The sequence below is a fragment of the Flexivirga endophytica genome, from assembly GCF_014640635.1.
In the GTDB taxonomy this organism is placed as follows: domain Bacteria; phylum Actinomycetota; class Actinomycetes; order Actinomycetales; family Dermatophilaceae; genus Flexivirga; species Flexivirga endophytica.
In genome coordinates this window covers 125,734-146,275 of sequence record NZ_BMHI01000004.1, presented here as the reverse complement: position 1 = coordinate 146,275, position 20,542 = coordinate 125,734, and the positions used below count along the sequence as shown (strand labels likewise).

At 69.6% G+C, this 20,542-nt stretch carries 15 protein-coding genes; 4 read left to right on the top strand and 11 right to left on the bottom strand.

From position 1 onward, the window contains the following. Nucleotides 1–66: 66 nt before the first annotated feature. Nucleotides 67–1,215 carry an acyltransferase family protein gene (locus IEX71_RS12660; RefSeq protein ID WP_188837409.1) on the top strand — a complete coding sequence of 383 codons (1,149 nt, stop codon included), beginning with the start codon at nt 67–69 and terminating at the stop codon, nt 1,213–1,215. On the opposite strand, the gene IEX71_RS12655 is transcribed toward IEX71_RS12660, so the two are convergent. The 3 genes from IEX71_RS12655 to IEX71_RS12645 are packed head-to-tail and all read right to left on the bottom strand — an operon-like array spanning nt 1,109 to nt 6,293. Beyond that, on the bottom strand, nt 1,109–4,747 hold the full coding sequence (locus tag IEX71_RS12655) for an alpha-(1->3)-arabinofuranosyltransferase domain-containing protein (protein WP_188837408.1): 3,639 nt from the start codon (nt 4,745–4,747) through the stop codon (nt 1,109–1,111). The genes IEX71_RS12660 and IEX71_RS12655 overlap by 107 nt on opposite strands. Further along, nucleotides 4,744–5,451 (bottom strand): class I SAM-dependent methyltransferase, encoded by a 708-nt coding sequence (locus IEX71_RS12650; protein WP_188837407.1) that lies wholly within the window; start codon nt 5,449–5,451, stop codon nt 4,744–4,746. The genes IEX71_RS12655 and IEX71_RS12650 overlap by 4 nt, the downstream gene beginning before the upstream one ends. Next, on the bottom strand, nt 5,451–6,293 hold the full coding sequence (locus tag IEX71_RS12645; RefSeq protein WP_188837406.1) for a class I SAM-dependent methyltransferase: 843 nt from the start codon (nt 6,291–6,293) through the stop codon (nt 5,451–5,453). The genes IEX71_RS12650 and IEX71_RS12645 overlap by 1 nt, the downstream gene beginning before the upstream one ends. A gap of 120 nt (nt 6,294–6,413) precedes the next feature. Between IEX71_RS12645 and IEX71_RS12640 the strand changes: the two genes are divergently transcribed. Beyond that, on the top strand, nt 6,414–7,673 hold the full coding sequence (locus IEX71_RS12640; RefSeq protein WP_229749697.1) for a glycosyltransferase family 4 protein: 1,260 nt from the start codon (nt 6,414–6,416) through the stop codon (nt 7,671–7,673). A 121-nt stretch (nt 7,674–7,794) separates the two neighbouring features. On the opposite strand, the gene IEX71_RS12635 is transcribed toward IEX71_RS12640, so the two are convergent. Genes IEX71_RS12635 through IEX71_RS12615 form a run of 5 tightly spaced genes read right to left on the bottom strand, consistent with a single transcriptional unit; the run spans nt 7,795 to nt 15,929 of the window. Then, nucleotides 7,795–7,947 carry a DUF2613 family protein gene (locus IEX71_RS12635; protein WP_188837404.1) on the bottom strand — a complete coding sequence of 51 codons (153 nt, stop codon included), beginning with the start codon at nt 7,945–7,947 and terminating at the stop codon, nt 7,795–7,797. 47 nt (nt 7,948–7,994) lie between these two features. Then, nucleotides 7,995–9,722 carry an MmpA family trehalose lipid delivery protein gene (locus IEX71_RS12630; protein WP_188837403.1) on the bottom strand — a complete coding sequence of 576 codons (1,728 nt, stop codon included), beginning with the start codon at nt 9,720–9,722 and terminating at the stop codon, nt 7,995–7,997. Continuing rightward, nucleotides 9,722–10,780: a glycosyltransferase family 4 protein gene (locus tag IEX71_RS12625; RefSeq protein ID WP_229749696.1), complete on the bottom strand. Its 1,059-nt coding sequence runs from the start codon at nt 10,778–10,780 to the stop codon at nt 9,722–9,724. Before IEX71_RS12625 ends, IEX71_RS12630 begins: the two co-directional genes overlap by 1 nt. Nucleotides 10,781–10,797: 17 nt before the next feature. Beyond that, a complete protein-coding gene (locus IEX71_RS12620; RefSeq protein ID WP_188837402.1) occupies nt 10,798–11,634 on the bottom strand; it encodes a glycosyltransferase family 2 protein in 837 nt (278 codons plus the stop codon). Continuing rightward, nucleotides 11,634–15,929, bottom strand: coding sequence for an alpha-(1->3)-arabinofuranosyltransferase domain-containing protein (locus IEX71_RS12615; RefSeq protein ID WP_188837401.1), 4,296 nt, complete (start codon nt 15,927–15,929; stop codon nt 11,634–11,636). Before IEX71_RS12615 ends, IEX71_RS12620 begins: the two co-directional genes overlap by 1 nt. 137 nt (nt 15,930–16,066) lie before the next feature. Here IEX71_RS12615 and IEX71_RS12610 point away from each other — a divergent pair, with 137 nt between their 5' ends. Beyond that, on the top strand, nt 16,067–17,275 hold the full coding sequence (locus tag IEX71_RS12610; protein ID WP_188837400.1) for an oligosaccharide flippase family protein: 1,209 nt from the start codon (nt 16,067–16,069) through the stop codon (nt 17,273–17,275). Here IEX71_RS12610 and IEX71_RS12605 read toward each other — a convergent pair. Genes IEX71_RS12605 through IEX71_RS12595 form a run of 3 tightly spaced genes read right to left on the bottom strand, consistent with a single transcriptional unit; the run spans nt 17,240 to nt 19,769 of the window. Further along, nucleotides 17,240–18,079 (bottom strand): class I SAM-dependent methyltransferase, encoded by an 840-nt coding sequence (locus tag IEX71_RS12605; protein WP_188837399.1) that lies wholly within the window; start codon nt 18,077–18,079, stop codon nt 17,240–17,242. The genes IEX71_RS12610 and IEX71_RS12605 overlap by 36 nt on opposite strands. 40 nt (nt 18,080–18,119) lie before the next feature. Beyond that, nucleotides 18,120–19,406 carry an ArgE/DapE family deacylase gene (locus IEX71_RS12600; protein WP_229749695.1) on the bottom strand — a complete coding sequence of 429 codons (1,287 nt, stop codon included), beginning with the start codon at nt 19,404–19,406 and terminating at the stop codon, nt 18,120–18,122. A 27-nt stretch (nt 19,407–19,433) separates the two neighbouring features. After that, complete coding sequence (locus tag IEX71_RS12595; RefSeq protein ID WP_188837398.1) at nt 19,434–19,769, bottom strand: YnfA family protein; 336 nt, start codon at nt 19,767–19,769, stop codon at nt 19,434–19,436. Between the two features lie 232 nt (nt 19,770–20,001). On the opposite strand from IEX71_RS12595, the gene IEX71_RS12590 reads away from it, so the two are divergent. After that, nucleotides 20,002–20,541: an SGNH/GDSL hydrolase family protein gene (locus tag IEX71_RS12590; protein ID WP_188837397.1), complete on the top strand. Its 540-nt coding sequence runs from the start codon at nt 20,002–20,004 to the stop codon at nt 20,539–20,541. The last annotated feature ends 1 nt before the right edge of the window (nt 20,542 follow it).

Below are 20,542 nucleotides of genomic sequence, written 5' to 3'. Positions count from 1 at the left end.
TCGGAAGGTGCGTGCTGGTGAAATCTACTGCAGAGTAGCCACCGACGACCCGCGGAGGGAGGAAGCATGGCGCGCTACCGGCTGATCGACGGCTTGCGCGGGCTGGCCGCGCTCTTGGTGCTGCTCTCGCACGTCGGCTTCTGGACCGGCGCCGACGGCCTCGACCTGTCCGGCGGACTGCTCGCACGCGGCGACAGCGGCGTCGCGGTCTTCTTCGGGATCAGTGCTTTCCTGCTGCTGCGTCCGTGGATCGAGGTCGGCTCCGGCGTCGCCGAGCGACAGTCGACCGGCGTGTATGCCGTGCGCCGTGCCGCCCGCATCATGCCCGCCTATCTGGTCGCGCTCATCGCCGTACTGCTGGTGGCCGGCACCTGGGGTGCGGTCGGCGGCGGCGGACTCGGCGGCATCGGCAAGATCGTGGCGCACCTGCTGCTGGTCCAGGGGTATGCCGACACGTCGTACCAGTCGTTCAGCCAGACCTGGAGCCTGACGACCGAAGCGACGTTCTATCTCCTCGTGCCGGTCATCGGGACCGCACTCGGCCGGCTGCTGCGGCGGTCCGGCCGGTCCGTCTACGGCGTGCTCGGTGGCGTCGGAGTCGCCGGTGTCGCCATACAGGCACTGGTTGCGGTGTGGACGCAGGCCGGCCCGACCACGCACGCGGGAGTGTTGGGCACCAGCGTGCTGGGACACGCTGCCTGGTTCGCGGCCGGTGCGGCACTGGCCGTCGCGGTGCGGCGCGGAGACCTTCATCGGCTGCAGGAGATCGGTGTCGGCACCTGGCTGGGCGCCGCGGCCGTGGTCTACCTCATCGCCTCGAGCGACATCGCCGGACCGCGCGACCTGCACGCGCCGACCGTCGGGCAGGCGGCAGCAAAGGAGATCCTCTACACGCTGCTCGCGTTGTTGCTGCTGCTCGCTGCGGTCCGGGGACCGTCGGACGAGCGGTGGACCGCAATCGCGGACTCCCCCGTCAACCGGTTCCTCGGCGACATCTCTTACGGCGTCTTCCTCTGGCACGTGCTCGTGCTGCAGGTGATCTACCTGGCGTCGGGTTGGGCGCTCTTCACCGGCCCGTTCAGCGCGGTGCTCTTCGCAGTGCTGGTCTTCAGCGTGCTGCTCGCGTGGGCGTCGGCGTCGCTGCTGGAGCGTCCGGTGCTGCGCTGGGCGCACCGCCGAACACACACCCCGCGCGTGCCAGCGCGCTCAGTGTGACCGTGCCGAGCAGCTGACCCGCGACGGCTCCGGTCGACTGCGCGTCGACCACCCCGAAGAACGCCAGCGCGATCGCAGCGGCGACCATTGCGCCGCCGGCTGTATGGCGCAACCAGCGCACCGGCACCGCCGCGACGACGAGACCCGCGATCAGCCCTGCCGGTCCGGCGGCCAGGAACCCGACGAGCACCGCTGCAGCGGCTCCCACCGCTCCGCTGCCCGGGCCAGGCATCGCCCTTCTTGGCCGAATGACGGCTCTCTCGGCGAGTGACGGCTTGATTGCACCGTCATTCGCCGAGAGAGCCGTCATTCGGGAAGTCGAAGTGTGCCCAGTTCTTCGGCATACGTATGCCGCTGCCAGGAACGTCAGCAGCAGTGCGATTGCGACGAGCCCGCCGCCCAGCAGTCCGAGCCGCTGCGGTGTGGTCGGAATGAAGCGCAGCGTGATCGTGTCGGCGTCCTTGCTGGTCACGCGGAAGCCCTGCCGCCAGCCGTCGACCTCGACCGGTTGCAGTGAACGGCCGGAACCGGCGGTCGCGTGCCAGCCGGCGTTGAAGCCTTCGCTCAACGCGACGACCCCTGGGGCACCGGCGCCGATCCGGACGACGCGCTCGCCGGAGTCGCCGCTGACGGACGTGACAGCGCGTTCGGCGGCGGACACTGTCGGGCGCGTGCCGAACGTCGCGAGTTGCGGTGTGAGGCCCGGCTTTCCGGCGATGCTGATGACAGCCGCACTCGGTCTCGATACGGGCTCGTTCCTCGCCCTACTCGACCAGCGTGCTTTGCAGGTGGTCGCTTCGACGAGCTCGCCCTCGGCGGCCGGTCCGGAGTCCTTGAGCCGCAACGGAATCCGCTGAGTCTTGCCATCGGTTGCACGCACGGTGATCTCACCGGCAGCACCGCACGAAGCCGACACCGAGCCACCGGAGGAGCGCAGCCACACGGTCGCCGGCATCGACCCACTCGCGGTGATGTGCACCTGCCGGGTGATGGTTGCGCCGTCCTCGGGGAGCCGGTGCAGCAGCAGTGCCTGGTGTGTGAGGTCGACCTGCTGTGGCACGTCGATGACCGATCCCAGTTTGGTTCCGTCGACACGCAATTCGACGATGCCCAACACCGGGTCGACCGCATCGGGCGGTGCGGTCAGCTGCACGGACACCGTGCCCGCACGAGTCGCCGGCACCGGCAGCGTCAGCTCGGTGCGTCCACGCACGGCAATCGAGATGCTGCGGTCCCCCACCTGCACCCGCACGTGGGACGGCAGCGTGGCGTGCTGCTTGCGGCCGGCGAGGTGCAGTCGAAGTGTCGAGACCTCTCGGCCGGGCAACACCCCGGTGAGCGATGCCGTCGCTTCGTGGTCGCCGGCCAGCCAGGCCGTGGTGACGTCGCCGTCGAAGGCCGACGCCGGCCCGTCGTGCACGCCGAGGTAGTGCTGCGCGAACGGATCCGCCGCCGATGAGGACACGGCGAGGCCACTCCAGCCGATCCACTCACGCGCGGGTTGCTGTGCCGGGTCACCCGCCGGCAGCAGGTCCTTCGCTCCGATGTGCGTCGGGGTGTCGTCGCCACGGGTCAGCACCGGGCCGTAGGCGAAGGCCGTCGGTACGCCGTTGTTGTAGGCGCGCCAGGGCATTGTGTCGGTGACAACAGCCGCGTCGCCGGACGGCCTCGGATCCAGTCGCATCCACTGCTGCGCGGACAGCAGCCCGGCGGTGTACAGGTCGAAGAGCGACTCCGGACCGCCCGCGACGGTGACCGGTGTCGCACCGTAGAGGGATGCTCCCGTGTCCGACGCGACCGTCACGTCATACACGGTGAGCGCGGAGCGACCGGTGCCGTAGGTGGCGGCGACCCGGAAGCCGGGCGACCGACTCAGCGTCTGCTGCACCTTGCGCCACGGCTGGGCCTTCACCGAGGTCGCCAGGTCGCGGCGGAGCACGACCCTGGTGATCCCCAGTCGCGCCAGTCCGGCGGCCAGGCTCGGCTGCGACTCCCCCGACGCCGCCAGCTCGTCCGCGACGTCCAGGATCCGCGTCGACCCCGGGATCCCCAGTGGTGCCGCCTCCCGGGTCACCACCGATGAGGTGGCCAGAGCCGACAGCGGTTCGTCGGTGGTGCTGCCCCAGGTGTAGGTGGGGGTGCGGGAGTTGGGCAGCAGCATCGTCGAGCCGCCGGACTCCTTTGCCGCTCGGTCGATCTCGTGCGCCACCTGCGTCCATTGCGTGGGTATGGCGCCATACGCGTCCGACGCACCGACGCGCCCCTGCCAGATCGGTGTTGCCGCGAGCGCGACCGAGAGGGCGAGCAGCACCGGCACGAAGCGGTCACGCTCCCGCCGCGACACGGTGACCCGTTGCAGGACCGCGGTGAAGCCGATCACCAGCGGCAGGCGCAGCACGGGGTCTGCCTTGTGGATGTTGCGCAACGGTGCGAGTGAGCCGTCGAGCAGTCCGCGGACCGTCTCCGACAACGGGCTGCCGACCGTTCCACCGTGACCGAGCACCATGAAGAGCGTGGCGCCGACCGCGCACAGCAGCGTCCAGCGCCCCAGGTGCCCGCGCTGCCGTAGCAGGCCCCAACAGCCGATCGCAGCAACGAGCCCGGTCGCAAGGATCGCCGTGACGGACTGCGCAAGCACCCAACCGCCTTGCCAGACGGGGTGATCCGCGCTGTCCAGGATGTAGGCGATCCAGTCGTCGGCGCCGCGCAGCACGTTCGGCACAGACGTGACGGCGGTCGTGATCGACGACGTCTCGATGTAGTCCAGGAACGGGTAGGCGTACTTGCCCAGCACCAGCAGTGGCAGCAGCCACCACAGTGCGCCGAGCAGCACCGCACCCAGCCAGGGCAGCAGCCGGCGTCGTCCGATCGGGTGCGTCAGCAGGAACGCGAAGGGCAGTGCCAGCACGATCCCCGACGCGGTCGCGTTGACCCCGCCGAGCGCGGCCGTCAACACCCCGGCGAGCGACAGGGCCCGGATCAGCTCGGCACGGGGCAACTCACGGCGCACCAGCGGCAGCACCGCGATCACGAGCCAGGGAGCGAGCGCCATCGGCCAGGCCTCGACCGAGATGACCGGTAGCACGGTGAGCATCCGCGGAGCCAGCGCGTATGCCGCCCCGCCGACCAGCGCGGGCACCGCTCCCGCCACCCCGAGCCGGCGCAGCAGCTGCTGGGCGCCGAGGAACGACACGACCAGCAACACTGTCCACCAGACCCGCTGAGTCGCCCAGGCGGGGACGTCCAGGGACCGGCATACGCCGAAGATCGGCCCCATCGGGAAGAGGTAGCCGTAGGCCTGATTCTGCAACTCGCCGAGCCCGGCATGGGTGTTCCAGGCGTCCAGCGAGCGCCCGAGGTAACGCCACGGTGACAGGGTGAGGTCGATCTTCGTGTCCGGCTGGGTCCGCCCGGGCGAGATCAGCCACGGCAACACGACCAGCACCGCGAGGACCAGCCACAACTGCAGCCGCTCGACGGCGGCACGGCCCAGCGGCGCGCGCTCCCTCGGCTGCGTGTCGGCGTCCGTCATCGGCGACGCAGGATCAGCAACAGGTTCCAGGTGACGATCTCGCGCAGCCCCGGCACCCGCAGCACATGACGCGCGACATCCGGCAGGTAGCGCGGCCGAGCGGCCAGCACCTCGACGTCGGGGTTGTTCTCGGCCCACCGCAGGCCCTGCGCCACGCTGACCCGGAAGAGGGTCCGGTCGACGGTGTTCTTCGGAGGGTGGCCCTGCTTGCGGGTGTAACGCCGGACCGCGCGCTCTCCGCCGAGCCAGTGCCACGGCGAGGTCTCATGGCCACCCCATGGCGACAGCCAGTTGGTGTAGGAGAGGAAGACCAGACCGCCGGGTCGCACGACGCGCACCATCTCGTCGGCCGCATGCTCGGGCGCGCGGACGTGCTCCCAGAGATTGCTGCTGAAGACCACGTCGACGGATCCGTCGGCGAAAGGCAGCGCCTCCGCGGTCGCGACGACGCCGCCGTCGCGCACCGACGACACCGACGGGTCGTGGTCGATCGGGACGTATGTCGCCCCCGCCGCGCGGAACTCGTGTGCGAACTCGGCAGGTCCGGCCCCGACGTCCAGCACCCGGGCGCCGTCGAGAGTGGTCAGCTCGGCGAGCAGCTCGCACGAGTCACGGGCGAGGGTGCCGTAGAAGACCTCCGGCTCGGTCTGCTCGACGAGGAAAGCGCGGAAGAGGCGGACGGACCGTCCGATGCCACGCTCCATCAGCCGGGCCTTCGAGCGGTCAGGTGCAGCGTCGGCCGCAGTGTGGGGCGGAGGGCACGCGCCGCGAGCACCACCGGTGCGGACGCCAGCCCGGCGGCCAGCACCGAGCGCTGGGCGAGCACGCCGTGCGGTCGCTTCCTCGGTCGGGTGAGCCGGGCCAGGCTGGCGACATCGGTCACCAGACTGTCCAGGGCAGGTCGAGTCACGCGCACATCGACCAACCCTACGGACGCTGCCGCGCGACGCAGGCTCTCGGCGCTGAAGAACCGGACGTGGGTCGGGTCCTCGAGCATCCACCAGGCCCCGCCGTAGGCGCGCAGGCCGTCGCTGTCCCCGGCCGGGGTCAGGAACTGCACAACTCCGCCGGGCGCCAGCAGGTCGGCTGAGTGTCGGAGCGTGCGCATCGGATCGAGCACGTGTTCCAGCACGTGAATGCCGTAGACGAGTTGGACCGGGTCGACGGTCGCGGCCAGTTGCTCGATCGGCACGTCATACAGCTCGGCGCGCTCGCGGACGACCGGGTCGACGTCGACCTCGAGCTGGTCCGGGTCGGTGCCGGCGGCCCGCGCACCGTCGTTCAGGAATCGACGCAACAACGCACCCGAGCCGTATCCGACCTCGAAGACCGACCGCGGCGGCGTGCCGCCCTTCGTCAGCAGACGATGGGTCAGGGCGAGCCGCCAGACGTCCAGGGTCGGCTCTCCGCCATACGCATGATCGCGATGCGCGGCGGGCGCGGCGGCCAGATCCCGGGTCAGGTGCCCGCAGTCGAGGCACTGCGTGAGCGAGCCGCCGCCACGCAGCGGCAGTCGCGCCGTGCGATTTCCGCAGATTTCACACATTCGATGGGCCACCTCGTCGGACACGCACGAACCTCCAGTTACCAACGGGTAGCATTCGGCGCTACTCTACCGGTGCCGGTTCGCATGTGTCCGGCGCCACACACACCGACTGGAGGCCACGTGCGCTCTCGTTCCGACGAGGCAGGACCACCTTTGCGGGTGCTCTATCTCTCGTGGCGGGACCGGGACAACCCGGAAGCCGGCGGCGCCGAGACCTTCACCGAGCGCACCGCCGAGGTGCTGACCGAGCTGGGCCACCAGGTCACCATCGTCACCAGCCGCTTCCCCGGCGCGCAGCCCAGGGACCAGCACGGCGCGGTCGGCGTGGTCCGCAGGGGCGGACGATTCACCTGTTATGCGGCCGGGTTGCTGTATGCCGCCCGCCACCGCCAGGACTTCGACATCGTCATCGATGTCCAGAACGGCGTGCCGTTCTGGGCGCCGCTGCTTGCCCGCCTGCCGGTCGTCAACGTCACGCACCACGTGCACCGCGACCAGTGGCATGTGATCTTCGGTCCGAAACTGGCGCGGTTCGGCTGGTTCCTGGAGTCCAAGGTCGCGCCGAAGGTCTACCGCAACTGCCGCTACGTGACGGTGTCCCAGGCCAGTCGCGACGACCTGGTGGAGCTCGGCATCGATCGTGAGCGCATCGACATCGTCTACTCCGGCAACGACCGCCCTGCCCAGCTGGAGCACGGCACGATGCATCCGCACAGCCCCCACCCGGTGATGACCGTGCTCGGCCGGTTGGTTCCGCACAAGCAGGTCGAGACGGCGATCGACATCCTCGCTGACCTGCAGGACGAGCACCCGCAGCTTCGGCTGGACATCATCGGCGCCGGTTACTGGCATGAAGAACTCGTGCGGCACGCGACCGCGCGCGGCGTGCTGGACCGGGTCGACTTCCACGGTTTTGTCGACGACGCGACCAAGCACAGGCTGCTCGGCCGCTCCTGGCTGATGCTGATGCCTTCGCACAAGGAGGGCTGGGGGCTGACGATCGTCGAGGCGGGACTGCACGAGACACCGGCGCTGGCGTTCGCCCATGCCGGCGGCCCGACCGAGTCGGTGCTGCACGGCGAGACCGGCCTGCTGGCTCACACGCCCGAGGAGATGCGCGAGCAGGTCGACGTCCTGCTGCGCGACGACGACCTGCGGACCGCGTTCGGTCGCGCGGCTCGCGAACACGCGCTGAGCTTCGACTGGGCAAGCAGTGGCAAGGCGCTGGAGCTGACGCTGCAGTCGGTGCTGGGCCGTGCCGTCCGCCCGGAGCAGCCGACGGCCCGCGCGCCCCGGCTCCGGTCGGTGCACGAGATCCTGGCGTCCCGACGCGGCGCGACCACCGACGACGCCGAAGCACCCGTCGCCGCGAACTTCTGAGCCAGGAGTCCCGCAACCCCCAGACACGCACGCGAAAGGCGGTCACCCTCGAGCGAGGATGACCGCCTTCGACGTTGCTGTTGACTTTGCTGGCCGTCCTGCGGACGGACCTATCGACGACCTACTGGTTGTAGTTGATCGTCGAGGAGAACTTCTGCGGCTGCGTGACCGAACCCTGTTGAGCGATCAGGCCGAAGATCGCCACGGTGGCCAGCACGACACCGGCGACAGCTCCGCCGATGTTGTAGAGCAACTTCATGTTGGAGGAGCCCATTGCTTCCCTCTCGGTTCGACGCGGGTTGTCTCCATGTTACCGGAGAGTCAGTAGCCATTGTGCTTGGCGCGCAGCTTATCAACGAGGAAGTTTCCGGCAACCCCGATGACGGCGAGTCCGGCCAGTGCCCAACCGGTGTAGCGCGCCGGCCCGGTGGTGTCGTCGGGACGCTCGACCGCACCGTCCAGGTTGTAGAGGCGCAGCGTCCCGTCGGTCGCGAGCGGTCGCTTCGCCGCCAATTGCGGTATGCCGCCCGCGGCGGGCTGGTCGGTCTGCACGAGCACATACCGGACACCCACGTCTCGCATGGCGGACGCGAGGCCGGACTTCGCCGTGACCGCGGCACCGATCCGGGCTGCATCGGGGCTCTCCCCCGGCACCACCGTGCCGCCGACCAGCGGAAGGCTGTCGTCGACCAGCACGTCGCGGTCGAGCAAGCGCTGCCACGGGTCGAGCAACACCACATCGTGATCGAAGGCGTACTGCCGGTACGGCGCCCAGGGCAGGACCGCGACCGCACCGGACGGCAAGGCGTCCACCCGGTCCGCCATCCGGCTGTATGACGCGGGGTAGTCGACCGCCCGCCACTCGCCCCCGGCGCCCCAGGCCAGCCCGGTCAGCGTCACCACCGGCCAGGACGCGACGACTGCGGCGATCGCGAGAGCAGCAGCGCGCTCGGCGCCGGCAGCCATTCCGGCCGCTCGCACCCGCTCCACCAGGCGCCCGGCCAGCACCGCGACGAGCACGACCCAGAGCCCGAGGAACTTCTGCGCGTCCCGCAGCAGACCACCACCGGGCAGGTCGGTGATCACTGTCGTCATCAGCTGCCGGCCCCCGGGCACCGCACTGGCCGCGGCGAGCACGAGACCGACGGCTCCCGCCCCGGACAACCCGGACAACGCAGGCCCGAGGCGCCATACCCGATCACGCACGGCGAACGCGAGCGTCACCAGCACGACCAGCACCGCCAGACCGGACACCACCAGCGAATCCCGCTCGGAGAACCAGACTCCTTCGTTCCAGATCCCGCCGCCGGTCAGCAGTGAGCCGATGACACCCCATGGGGTGTCGGCCCGCGACATGAACGCCTCGACACCGGTCTCGGACGTCGATTGGGACGGCGCCAGGAACAGGTAGGCGAACCACCACGTCGCGTTGGCGAGCACGAAGACGCCCACGGCCCAACCCAATTCGCCGATCCGACGCCCGGGCGACACGCGCTCCTCCGACGGCATCACGAGCACGGCCAGCACCGCGATCAGACCCAGCACCGCCCCTGTCGAGCCGGTCGCGGCACTCACCAGTAGCCACACGCCGAGCCGGGTCCGCCGGTGCTGGTCCCCCGTCCGCACGGCCGCAGCAGCGGCGACCAGGAAGGGCAGGCACGCGTAACCCAGCAGGTAACCCCAGTGGCCGATCGCGAGGCGTTCGGCGACATACGGGTTCCAGGCGGCGACCAGGGCCGCCGCGGCCGCACCGGTCCGACTCCGGGCCAGCGCCCCCACCCCGGCGCCGACCAGGACGAAAACCGCCAGCAGCAAGGCCTTCTCGACGACCCAACCCGGTGCGACATGGGACAGCAACGCCACGACGAAATCGTTCGGCACCGCACGGGGCACCGACCCGTCGACTCCCATCGTCCGGTCGCTGAGTGCCAACCGAGGCACGAAGACGAGGTCGTAGTGCAGCAGGTAACCCGGCGCGAGAGAGGGGCCGAGCGCGATGAGGCCACAGACCAGGCCGACGAGTGCCCCCGTGCCACGTCGCCCCAGCATCAGCGGCCTTGCGCCTCGATGTCGGCGAATGCCGCTCCCATGCGGGCACATTGGGTGGCCAGGTCGTGGTCGGCGATCATCCGCGCACGGTTCGCGGCCCCCACCCGGGCCCGTCGGTCACGGTCGGTCAGGTGCGTCACCAGAGCTGCGGCGATCGCCTCCACGTCGTCGTCGACCAGGGTGTTGGGAGGTTGTACGGCCTCGTCGTTGGTGCCGCACCGCGTGGTCACCACGGGTATGCCGCAGGCCTGCGCCTCCAGGTAAGCGAGACCGAACTGCTCGGTCCACTTCCAGTTCGGGCGGGGCGCGGTGCAGAACACGGCGGCGTTCGCGAGCAGGTCCGCGACGCCGTGCGCGTCGAGTTGTCCGGCCAGGTGCACACCGGTGCGAGGGTCGGCCGCCGCCCGCTCGACCAGGCCACGCAGCGGGCCGTTGCCGGCCACCACGAGTCGCGCCTCGGGCACCTGCCGGCGGACGATCCGCATCGCGTCGAGCACCCGGTCGATCCCCTTGTTGGGGGCCAGCGGTGAGCAGAACACGACGACCGGTTCGTGCGTAGGTTCGGCCGCCGGAGTGAAGACGGCCGTGTCGACGCCCGGTTTGACCACTCGAATGCGGTGATCGGGAAAACCGTTGTCGATCAAGTGGTCCCGCGCGGCGTCGATCATGCACAGGAACAAATCCGCGTCACGTGCCGAGCCCAGCGCCTGCTTGTAGGGCGGCACCTTGTAGAGCGGCTGGTGCGGGAGGTTCTCCCAGGTGACGACCACCTGCCGCACCCTGCTGTCGCGCCGCCACTTGCTCGCCTGGCCGGTCACCAGCGAGCACAACTCGAGTGTCGCCACCCAGTCGTATGCCGCCGGCTCCTGCCGCTCCAAGTCACGCACCCAGGCAAGGGCACCGGCCTCGACGAAACGTTTGACCGGCCGCCGGTAGGTGCTCGGCACCCAGGTCAGATCGCCATACGGCTCCTGTGCCGCCAGTGCGGTCACGTCGGTGTCCGGCATCCGACTCATCCAGTAGAGCTCGCGCCGCGTCCGCTGGTCCGGCAACGACACCCACAGAAGTCTTCGACTCACGGTGTCGCCCCGGACCGGGCTCGGTCCCGCTTGCCTCGGCGCGCGCCCGCGGCATACCCGACGGCTTCCAGACTGCGCAGCGCGACCATGCCGGCCGCGTGTCCCGGGTCGCGGGCGAGCAGGCGCCAGTTGACGGCATACGAGGTGAGCACGGCACGGCCCTGCGCACCGACGGCGCCCTGATGCCGGCCGGCGAACTCCGGGATGCTGCGGCCGTAGTAGTAGCGCTTGCGCAGCACGTCCGCGACGGTCAGCCGCCCTTCGTCGTGATCGACCACGATCGGCGCGAGTTCGATGCGCCTGCCCTCGGCACGCATCCGCAGTCGCAGGTCGGCGTCCTCGGGGCCGGACATCGCCAGGTGGAAACCGCCCTCACCGAGCAGATAGTCGCGTTGCACGAGGCGCGGGTTGTGCAGCCACGGCTGGTTGAGATAGCACTCCCGCTCCAGCGCACGACAGGCCGTCCAGAAGCCGTCCCCGATGGTCCGCTCGGGCAGCGCGACGCCGGTCGCACCGCTCTGCTGCGCGGTGCGCACGGCGAGCTCGATGCTGCGCGGCGGGAGCACCATGTCGCTGTCCAGCCACAGCACCCACACCCCCTCGGCCTTGCTGATGCCGAGGTTGCGTTGCGCCGAGCGTTCGGGGCCACCGGTCACCGCGACGTCCGCGAGTTCGGCTGCGACGGCGAGGGTTTCGTCGGTGCTGTGATTGTCGACCACGATCAGCTCGACGCGCGGATAGGTCTGGTCGCGCACCGACTGCAGGCACGCGCGGATGGTGCGTGCGTTGTTGCGGGTCGGCACGACGACCGAGACCAGAGCGTGCTCATTCATCAGTTGCCCTCATCCTCGTCACGTCCGGCATCCCGCAGCGCTCCGGCCAGCCCGACGACCAGACCGGCACCTGCGAGCCAGTGCGGCCACATGCTGCGGGCGACCCCGTCGGCGCTCAGTGTGCCTCGAATGTCCCCCAGGGCCAGCAGATAAACGCCCATCGCGATCAGCAGCAGCGCGGCGCCGGCCACCTGCAGCCACCACGCCGGGATCGAACGGCGCCAGCGCAGCACCGCGACGACGGCTGCGCCGGCAACCAGACCCGCCCAACCGACGAAGAAGCCCGCCATCAGCACCAGCCCGACCTCGAGCGCCACCCGCGACATACGCATCGGTGCGATCCGGGTGGTGAGGCGTGGTGCGTGCTCGGCCAGCCCTCGGCCGGACGGGAGCTCCGCCTCCCGCTCGGCAGAGGGCTCGTCGCCCTCGGCCGGAAGGATCTCCGCAAGCCTCCGATGGAAGAGGTCCAGGTCCTCGGTGTCATCCTCGTCGGCCTCACCATCCGCACCACGCTTCTTCTTCGCAGCCGCGCCCAGCCTGCCGAAGAACGGGAACACCGCGAGCGCCACGGCCAGCAGGATGACGACGACGCTGACGCCCAGCGCGATGTTGGAACGCAACTGCGGCGAGTAGGTGATGTCGACGGTGTATTTGCCAGCCTTCGGCAGGATCCATCCGGACGAGTAACCGTCGAGCGTCTGCGGGGAGCCCAGGTCCTTACCGTTCGCGGTGGCGTGCCAGCCGTCCGCGATGCTCTGACCCAGCACGACCGCGGTCGCGCCCTTGGTCGTGACGTGCACCTGCTTGTCGGTGCTGGTGTTCTTCGACAGCCAGGTCTTCGGCGCCTTCGCGGCGCTGCCGGTGCGGTCCTGGGTGTCCGCCAGGTGCAGGTTGTCCAGGGTGAACCCGTCGGCCGGCACGATCCGGTGCGTCCCGCCGTTCAGATCGACCGTCCCGCACGAGAGCCACTTGCTGCCCTGCGTCGTCGAACCCTGCAGATCGCCGGTCGGACGCATCCGCAGCGGCGAGCCGTCCACGGTCGCCACCGTCGTGCACCGCGGATCGGTGCCGTCGGCCTGCTTGATCGGTCCGAGGTCCTGCAGCTTCTGCACGTGCCGGCCGGTCTCGATGGAGGTGAAGCGCGGCGGCACGTTGCGCTCGGTGCCGTCGATCGAGTCGATGGTCATCCGGACGTCCTTGCCGCGGACGGCCTGCCCGTCGACCTCGGGTATGACGATCCGGGTCGTCCCCTCCTTGCGCAGCTTCGCGGAGGCGACGTCCTCGCCGTCGACGCTGATCGTCACCGTGCGCGCGAACGCATTGTTGGAGTCGCCGTTGCTGCCCGCCTCCTGGGTGACCGACACCGAACGGATCGCGCGCTCCGGACCGGACAGCTGCCACCAGGCGCCGCGCAGCTTCCCGCCGGGTTGCCAGCCCGTCGAGGTGTCCTCGTCGGCGGCCATCGACGCCCGCGCGCCGGCCAGCCCGAAGTAGAACCCCGACGACGTCGCGGTGACCTTGTCCGAGATCCCGGCGGTCCGGTCGTAGACGGTCTCGAAGGACCCGTCGACACGGACGGCGGCGGTCGCGTCGAAGGAGCGCCCGTCCGGCAGGCTGATGACTCGCCGCAGCCCGCGCTCGGAGTCGTCCCCGCTCTCCGCGGTGCCCTGCTCGCGGGTCAGCACGACGTCCAGTGGGGTGCGGTCGAACTTCGCCCGTTGGGCTGCGCTCAACTTCTGGTACGCCGTCGTGAACGTCAGCGGGGTGCGCGCCGACCGGATCGCGGGGGTGTCCAGGCCCTGTATGTCGCGGATGCCGACCAGGTTGTAGCCCTTGCCGCGCGTCGAGTCGATCGTGATCGTGATCTGCTTCGCCGAGACGTTCCCCATCGGGAAGTCGGCGTAGCCACTGGTCGGCAGCTTGCGGGTGACGGTCTTCCCGCCGGCCCGGACGGTGACCTTGTCCAGCCGCACGCCGCCGATCTGGGCCTGCGCGATGCGCAGGGTGCCGACGCTGGTGGTCTTCGGTTCGGTGATCGTGAGCCGGTTGGCCGTCGCCCGGCCGAAGTCACCGAACAACCATGCGGTCGACGGGTCACCGTCGGCGGCGTTCTCCGGCACGGCATACGGCAGATCGAAGAACGCACCGCCTTGCGAGGTCGCCGTCACCCGGGCACCGGAGCGTTGCAGCACCGTCTGATCCTTGGGATCGTCGCCGAGCGTGCGGGTGACCCCGAGTGACTGGTCGGCCGCGAGCAGCGGTCCCTGGTTGTTCGACAGCCGGTTGGGTATGGCGTCACGACGTGCGTTGGTGTCGGTCAGCACCAGGGTGTGGTCGCCGCCGAGGCTGCCGGCCAACTGGCGTGTCGACAAGTCCTGCGCATAGCGGAAGCTCGGATTGCCTTTGAGCAGACCGGCGTCCACCATCGACGGCACCGCCCAGCCGTCACCCGCGACGACGACCGAGTTGTCGGTGGGTTCGACTCGCACGCTGTTGCCGGCGCCCTTGACGGAGTACTGCTGCAACGGTGGCAGCTGCTGCTCGTCGGCAGAACTGTCGGCGGTCGTGCTGCCGACATACTCACCGGGATAGCCGTAGTTGGCGACGCCGTGCAGTCCCTTGTCCTGCGCGGCAAGCGCGGACACCAGGCCGGGACGCACCCCGCCGGCGTCCTCCCAGTTGATGTCGTGCCGCATCAGCACGGTGTCGGCACCCAGGTAGCGCGCGTATGTCGACAGCGTCCCGGCCGGCACCACGCCGTTCTCCAGGGTCGAGTCGAGCGAGGCGAGGAAGTTGCCGCCCGGCGGGGAGGCGTTAGGGCTTGTCTCGGGCAGGATGACCCGCCGGCTGAACAGGGAGTTGGCCACGTCGTCGGGGCGGTCGACGGTCCAGCGGTAGGCCGGCCGCGTCTGACCGGGCAGGAAGAGCACCGCGGAGTCGGGGTCGCCCTTGTCGATCGCGGACGCCGCGTGCTTCCAGTAGGCGGGGACGTCCATCGGCGACGTGTAGAGCCGGTTGGTCAGCGCCGGCAGCGTCCAGGACAGCAGCAGCATGGCGACGGCCACGGCGGCGATCGGCGCCAGGCCGTCGCGTCGCATGATCTTGGGGACGACCTTCGCGGCCGCTGCGCCGAGGGCGATGGCGAAGGACAGCGCGAGCAGGGCGCCGACCTTGTTGGAGGTTCGGAAGGCGGCCATGCCCGGTAGGTCGACGAACCAGTGGAACGCGACGCCGAACGGTGATGCCGGATGGCCCGCGGCCGGGAACATGCCGACCATCAGCACCGCCGAGATCGCGACCGTCCCTGCGACGATGATCCGCGCGGCGCCGTGCAGCCAGCGCATCGCGAGCAGCGCGAGTGCCGGCCACAGCATCGTCAGCACCATCACGACGGAGCTGGTGAGGAAGACCGCGTCCTGCGGCACCCAGGCGCCGTGGTTGTCCTGGCCGTACAGCGACCACAACCCCATGCCGCGCAGCACCTCGGGGAAGGACGCGACCTTGGCGATACCGGTCAGGGACTCGGACTCGTCGACGATCTGATTGCCGGTCGCCACGGCGCCGAAGCCCGGGATGAGCCAGTAGATCGAGACGCCGACGGCGAACGCCGCGCACTTCCCGAGTGCGCCGAGCACCACGGACCAGCGGAGTCGCCAGGCGTGGCGGGCGACATACAGGATCGGCAGCAGTGCGAGCAGTTGGAAGATCGGCACGATGGCGACGTTCATGCCGCTCATCGCGAAGAAGACCAGCCCGAAGACTGCCGGCCACAGCCATCCTTGCGGAGAGAACCATCGCCGGCCCGGGTTCCACAGCGCGTTGATGAAGGCGAGCAACGACCAGGGCAGCAGCGCCATCGGCAGCGCGATCGCGAGGGTGCTGCCGGCCTGGATGGTGTAGGGGTTGGCCAGGATCAGCACGCCTGCCGCGAGCCCAGCCCACTGACCTGCCTTCGGCACGATCCGACGGGTCAGCCGGGCAGTTCCCCAAGCGGTCGCCAGCCACAGAGCGAAGTGCAAGACCTTGAAGGTCCACTCCGGCGACAGACCGATACCGCGTAGCGCCCCTGTCACCAGCAGCACCGGCACGAGGCCGACGTTGAAGTTGGGTGAGCCGAGATAGGGCGTGTCGGTCCAGGCGGAGAGGTACTGACCGATCATCCGGCCGGGCGCGAGATAGACCTCAGGCTTGATGTCGGTGTAGAAGTGCCCGAATCCGTTCAGCGCCACGATCAGCGCGAGCAGCAGGGTCAGTCCGAGGACGGTGAGCCGATAGCCCGTCATCAGTCGGCGCACGTGGTCGGCTCCCGGGGTTGAGGTCGGCTGTCGTCGCGGTGTCCTTACGGTTGCGAGCACCCAAATATAACTCGCGGGTAACCTCAATGGTCGTGACCTCACGTAGCGCTCTTCGCTCTCCCTCATCGAGGACCGCGATGGGTGCTTTGCTCGGCGTTGCCATGGGTATGGCGAACGCGCTCGGTTATCTCGTGGTCGTGCTGCTCTCGCGTCCCCTCGGACCGGGCGAATTCGGTGGCTACACAGCACTTTCCACGTATGGCGTGCTGCTCGCCATACCGGCCGGGGTGTTCCAGGTCGTGGTGGCGCGGCGGCTGTCCGGGGATGATCCGGAGGGGCCGACCAGCGCCATACGACCGGCGTTGCTGACCGGCCTGGTCTGCTTCGCGGTCACCGCCGCTCTCTCCCCCGCGCTGGCGCACTGGTTCCACCTGCCGTCGTCCTGGGCCGCCGTGCTGCTCGGCGGGATGCTCGTGCCGATGATGGTGACCGGGTGTTTCCAGGGCATCCTGCTGGGTCGGGGGCGACTGCGGGCGCTGTCACTGCTCTACCTGTCCAACGCCGTCACCCGGGTGTTCGCGGCCGCCGCGTGCGCCTTCCTGGGCGCCGATGTCACCGGTGTCTTCGCGGCCATGCTCATCGCCGGGGTCGCCGCCGGCCTGTACGGCGCGTGGCTCTGCCGAGCCGACCTGGCCCGGCTGCCGCGCACCGCCCGCCTGGCTCGCGAGCTGATCCGGTCCAACAGCACCCTGGCGGCATACGTGGCACTCACCAACGTGGACATGTTGCTCGCCCGGCACTTCCTGACCCCGCACGATTCCGGCGGTTACGCGCTGGCCACTACCTTCGCGCGGGCGATGTGCTGGGGCACGCAGTTCGTCGCGCTGATCATCGTGCCGCGGATGCAGGGGTCGCGGCCGACCCGGACGCTGCTGCGGGCCAGCGGGGTCGTCGGCATCATCGGCCTCGTCGGCTTCGGGATCGTCGCGATCTCACCGCGGACCTGGATCACCGTCGCGGGCGGCGCCGACTACGGCGAGTTCGGCAGCCTCGCGCTGTTGTGTGTGGTGCTCGGTGTCGCGTGGGCGCTGGCGCAGGTGTGGCTGTTCTCCGAGATGGGCAGCGACACCGGCCTGCTCGGTGCCCTGACGTGGGCGGTCATCGTCGTCGAGCTGATCGCGATCGCCGTCCAGTGGCACCACTCCCCGACCGAGATCGTCTGCGTCTGCCTGGTCGGCGCGCTCATCGTCGCGATGTCCGGGCTGCTGCGCGTGGTGTTGCGCCATCAGGCGACCGCCATTGCGGACGACTCAGTGATCGTCACCGCCGATAGCCCGCGAGCGTGACAACAGCACGGACGCCGCCTTCTTGACCGGTCCCGGGAAACGGTGGGCAGCGGCCCACGCCACCTTGTTGACCCGGTCCTGGACCGTCGTCTGGTAACCGCGCAGCGCCTCGTCGGTGCGGGACATCCCCCGGCGCCGACCCGGGACCCGGCGGAACACCAGCGCGTGCAGTCCGTTGGCCCAGCGCGGGTCGTCGGCGCGCTCGGCGTCCCAGGTCGCCTCGATCCGCCAGCCCGGATGGCGCTTGAGGAAGAGGCGGTGCGCCCGCTGCACGACCGGCCAGGTGGCGTCGTCGACGAGGACCAGTGCCTCGTCGGCGAGCAGCGGCTCGACGACCGCGAGCGCCAGGTAGTGCGACAGCAGGGTGTGCTCACCGTCGTAGAAGTAGACACCCACCGGTCGGTCGATCAGGCCCGGCTTGGCCATCAGCGTGAAGGCGTCGCCCTCCAACAGATGGACGTCGGTCTCGCCGGCAAAGCGCTTCAGGTTGTCCTTCAGCTCGGCGTGGGCCTCCTGGCCCGCCATACCGAACTCCACGAAGTTCTCCATCGCGTAGAACGTCTTGTCCGCGTTGTCCTGGACGGCCGCCACGAGCGATCGGCCCTTGAAGGTCCCGACCTCCAGGTACGCCTCGTCGGCCGGCAGGACGGCGGCTGCCAGGTTGAGCACGGCGAGCTCGTTCGGGCTGGTGAAACCGCTGACGTGCTCGGCGATGTCGTGCCAACGGGGGTCGACCGGGTCGCCCGTGTGCGGGTCGCCGTGGAAAGCGTCCGGAAGCGCGTCGAACAAGCGCGATGTCTGCATGGCCGCAGAGAATAGCGGCTCTTCCCGCGTTTGTTACCCGTCAGTCACTTCTTTTCTTGCACGCGCGTGTCGCGAGGATCGCGAACACCCGTGCACAGGCCAGCAGGTCGGCGAGTTCGGCCGATTCGTCGACCGCGTGGGCGTCCTCGACCCGCCCCGGTCCGTACTGCAGCGTCGGCACGCCGGCGGCGGCATACAACCGCAGATCGGAACCGTATGGCGCACCCGTCACCGCCGGTGCGCTCCCCCGCACCTGTGTCGCTGCCTCGGTGACGTCGGCCAACAGCGCATGGCCGCTCGGGAGGCTGCCCGGCGCGAACTCGCCGCCCGGCCAGCTGATCCGGACCGGATGATCGCGCAACCACGGGTCCTGCTCGACGCACTCGGCCACGGCGTGCTCGAACGCGGCGCGCGCTTCGGCGGTCGTCTCTCCGGGTCGCACGCCGTAGCGGCCTTCGGCGACCAGGAGGTCGGGCACGGTGCTGGCCCAGTCGCCGGCGTGCACCATGCCGATCGACAGCGGCCACGGCAGGTCCAGATGAGCGAATTCGCTTGGTACATCTGTGTTTCGGTCGATCTCCAGGATGCGTAGCGCGTCCTGCACCACGGCCAGCTTGTCGATGGCGCTGACACCGTGGTCGCGACGCGAGCCATGGACGGCCAGACCGGGCACCTCGAGCCGGAAGGTGAGCGAACCGGCGTTGGTGGGGATCACGCTCTCGGCGGTCGGCTCGGCGATGACGCACGCCTCGGCCCGGTGTCCCCTGCGCAGGGTGGCGAAGCTGCCGAGACCACCGTCCTCCTCACCGCTCACGCAATGTATGGCGATCGGCCGCGTCCGTCGCACGCCGGCACGGCGCAACGCGTCCACGGCACTCATCATCGCGATGACGCCCGCCTTCATGTCGCAGACGCCGCGGCCGTGGGCACGGCCGTCCTGGACGCGCAACACGAACGGGTCGCTGGTCCATGCGTCGAGATTGCCGGGCGGCACCACGTCCGTGTGTCCGCAGAACGCGAGCGCCGGCGTGCTCGGTGCCACGTCGTCTGACGGCGGAAGGACTGCGACGACACCGACCGCTCGCGCACGATCGACCTCCACTCCGGGGAAGTCGGGATCGGCACTCAACTCCGCAAGGTGGATCTCCCACTCATCGACCTCGAGGCCCAGGACACGCAGTCGGTCGGCGCACCAGCGCTGTGCCGCGACCTCACCGGGCGTTCCGCCGACGGACGGTATGCCGACCAGCGCCGACAGATCGGCCAGCATCGCCTCCTCGTCCACCAGGTCCAGCACGCGGCGCTCGTCGTCGGTCAGTTCGCTCACCTTGGAAGGTTCCCACTTCGGAGCCGCTCACGTCCCGCGTGGTGCGTACATGATGAGGGCCATCCCGCAAATACAGATGAGAGCGCCCGCGACGTCCCACCGGTCGGGGCGGTAACCATCGGCGACCATGCCCCAGGCAAGCGAACCTGCGACGAAGACGCCGCCGTAGGCAGCGAGGATGCGTCCGAATGTCGCATCGGGTTGCAGGGTCGCAACGAAGCCGTAGATTCCTAGTGCCGCGACACCGGCTCCGATCCAGACCCAGCCTCGGTGTTCACGTACTCCTTGCCAGATCAGCCACGCTCCGCCGATCTCAGCGAAAGCCGCCACAACGAACAGAGCCAGGGAGCGGAGGGTCGTCATGGTGGACATCCTGGCAAAGCGTGTTCCTGACTCGTCCCGATTGCGGTCGGATGCTCCGATGTGGCTGCGAGCAAGGCGCTCGACAACGATCTCTTTCCGGGCGACGGCAACTGGTCTCTGGGATCGTGGCAGCGTGTCCGTGCCGAAGAGACCGCGAGAGACATCAACTCGAGCACTTTCCACTGTTGCCGCAGCAGACGTCCTCTTCGTCGGGGACAGTCACCTCGCCCGCGTGCGACGGTCGCTCCGTGCCATCGACGCGGCCGTCTGCAACCTGGCCGTTGGCGGTTCGACAGTCTTCGACCTGTCGGCTCAACTGACCGGTATCGACGTCGAAGACCCGACGAGCATCGTGCTGTCGATCGGGACGAACGACGCCGCGCCGTGGCGAAGCGTCGACCTCGAGGGCTTCACTGACGAGTTGGCGCGCGTCCTGGGCCGGCTGAACGCCGCCGCCGTGACCTACGTCGCGCCGCCGGGAGTGGTCGAGGCTCGCGTGCCGCCGGGCACGACCTGGGCGAACGCGACCATCGACCAGTACCGCGCCACTGCCCTCGACGTCTGTCGGGCTTGCTGTGTCCGGGTCATCAGGCGGACCAGCTCCTGGAGCCCCTTGGCGAGAAAGCATTCGCTCGGGACGGCGTGCACGTCAGTGGCGCCGGTTACCGAACTCTCCTGCCAGCTATCAACACGGCAGTGGCGACGCGGTGAATTGCCCAGCGGCCACACGACCGCGTCCATGGCGAATCCTCTATCGCGACAAGGAGATTGAC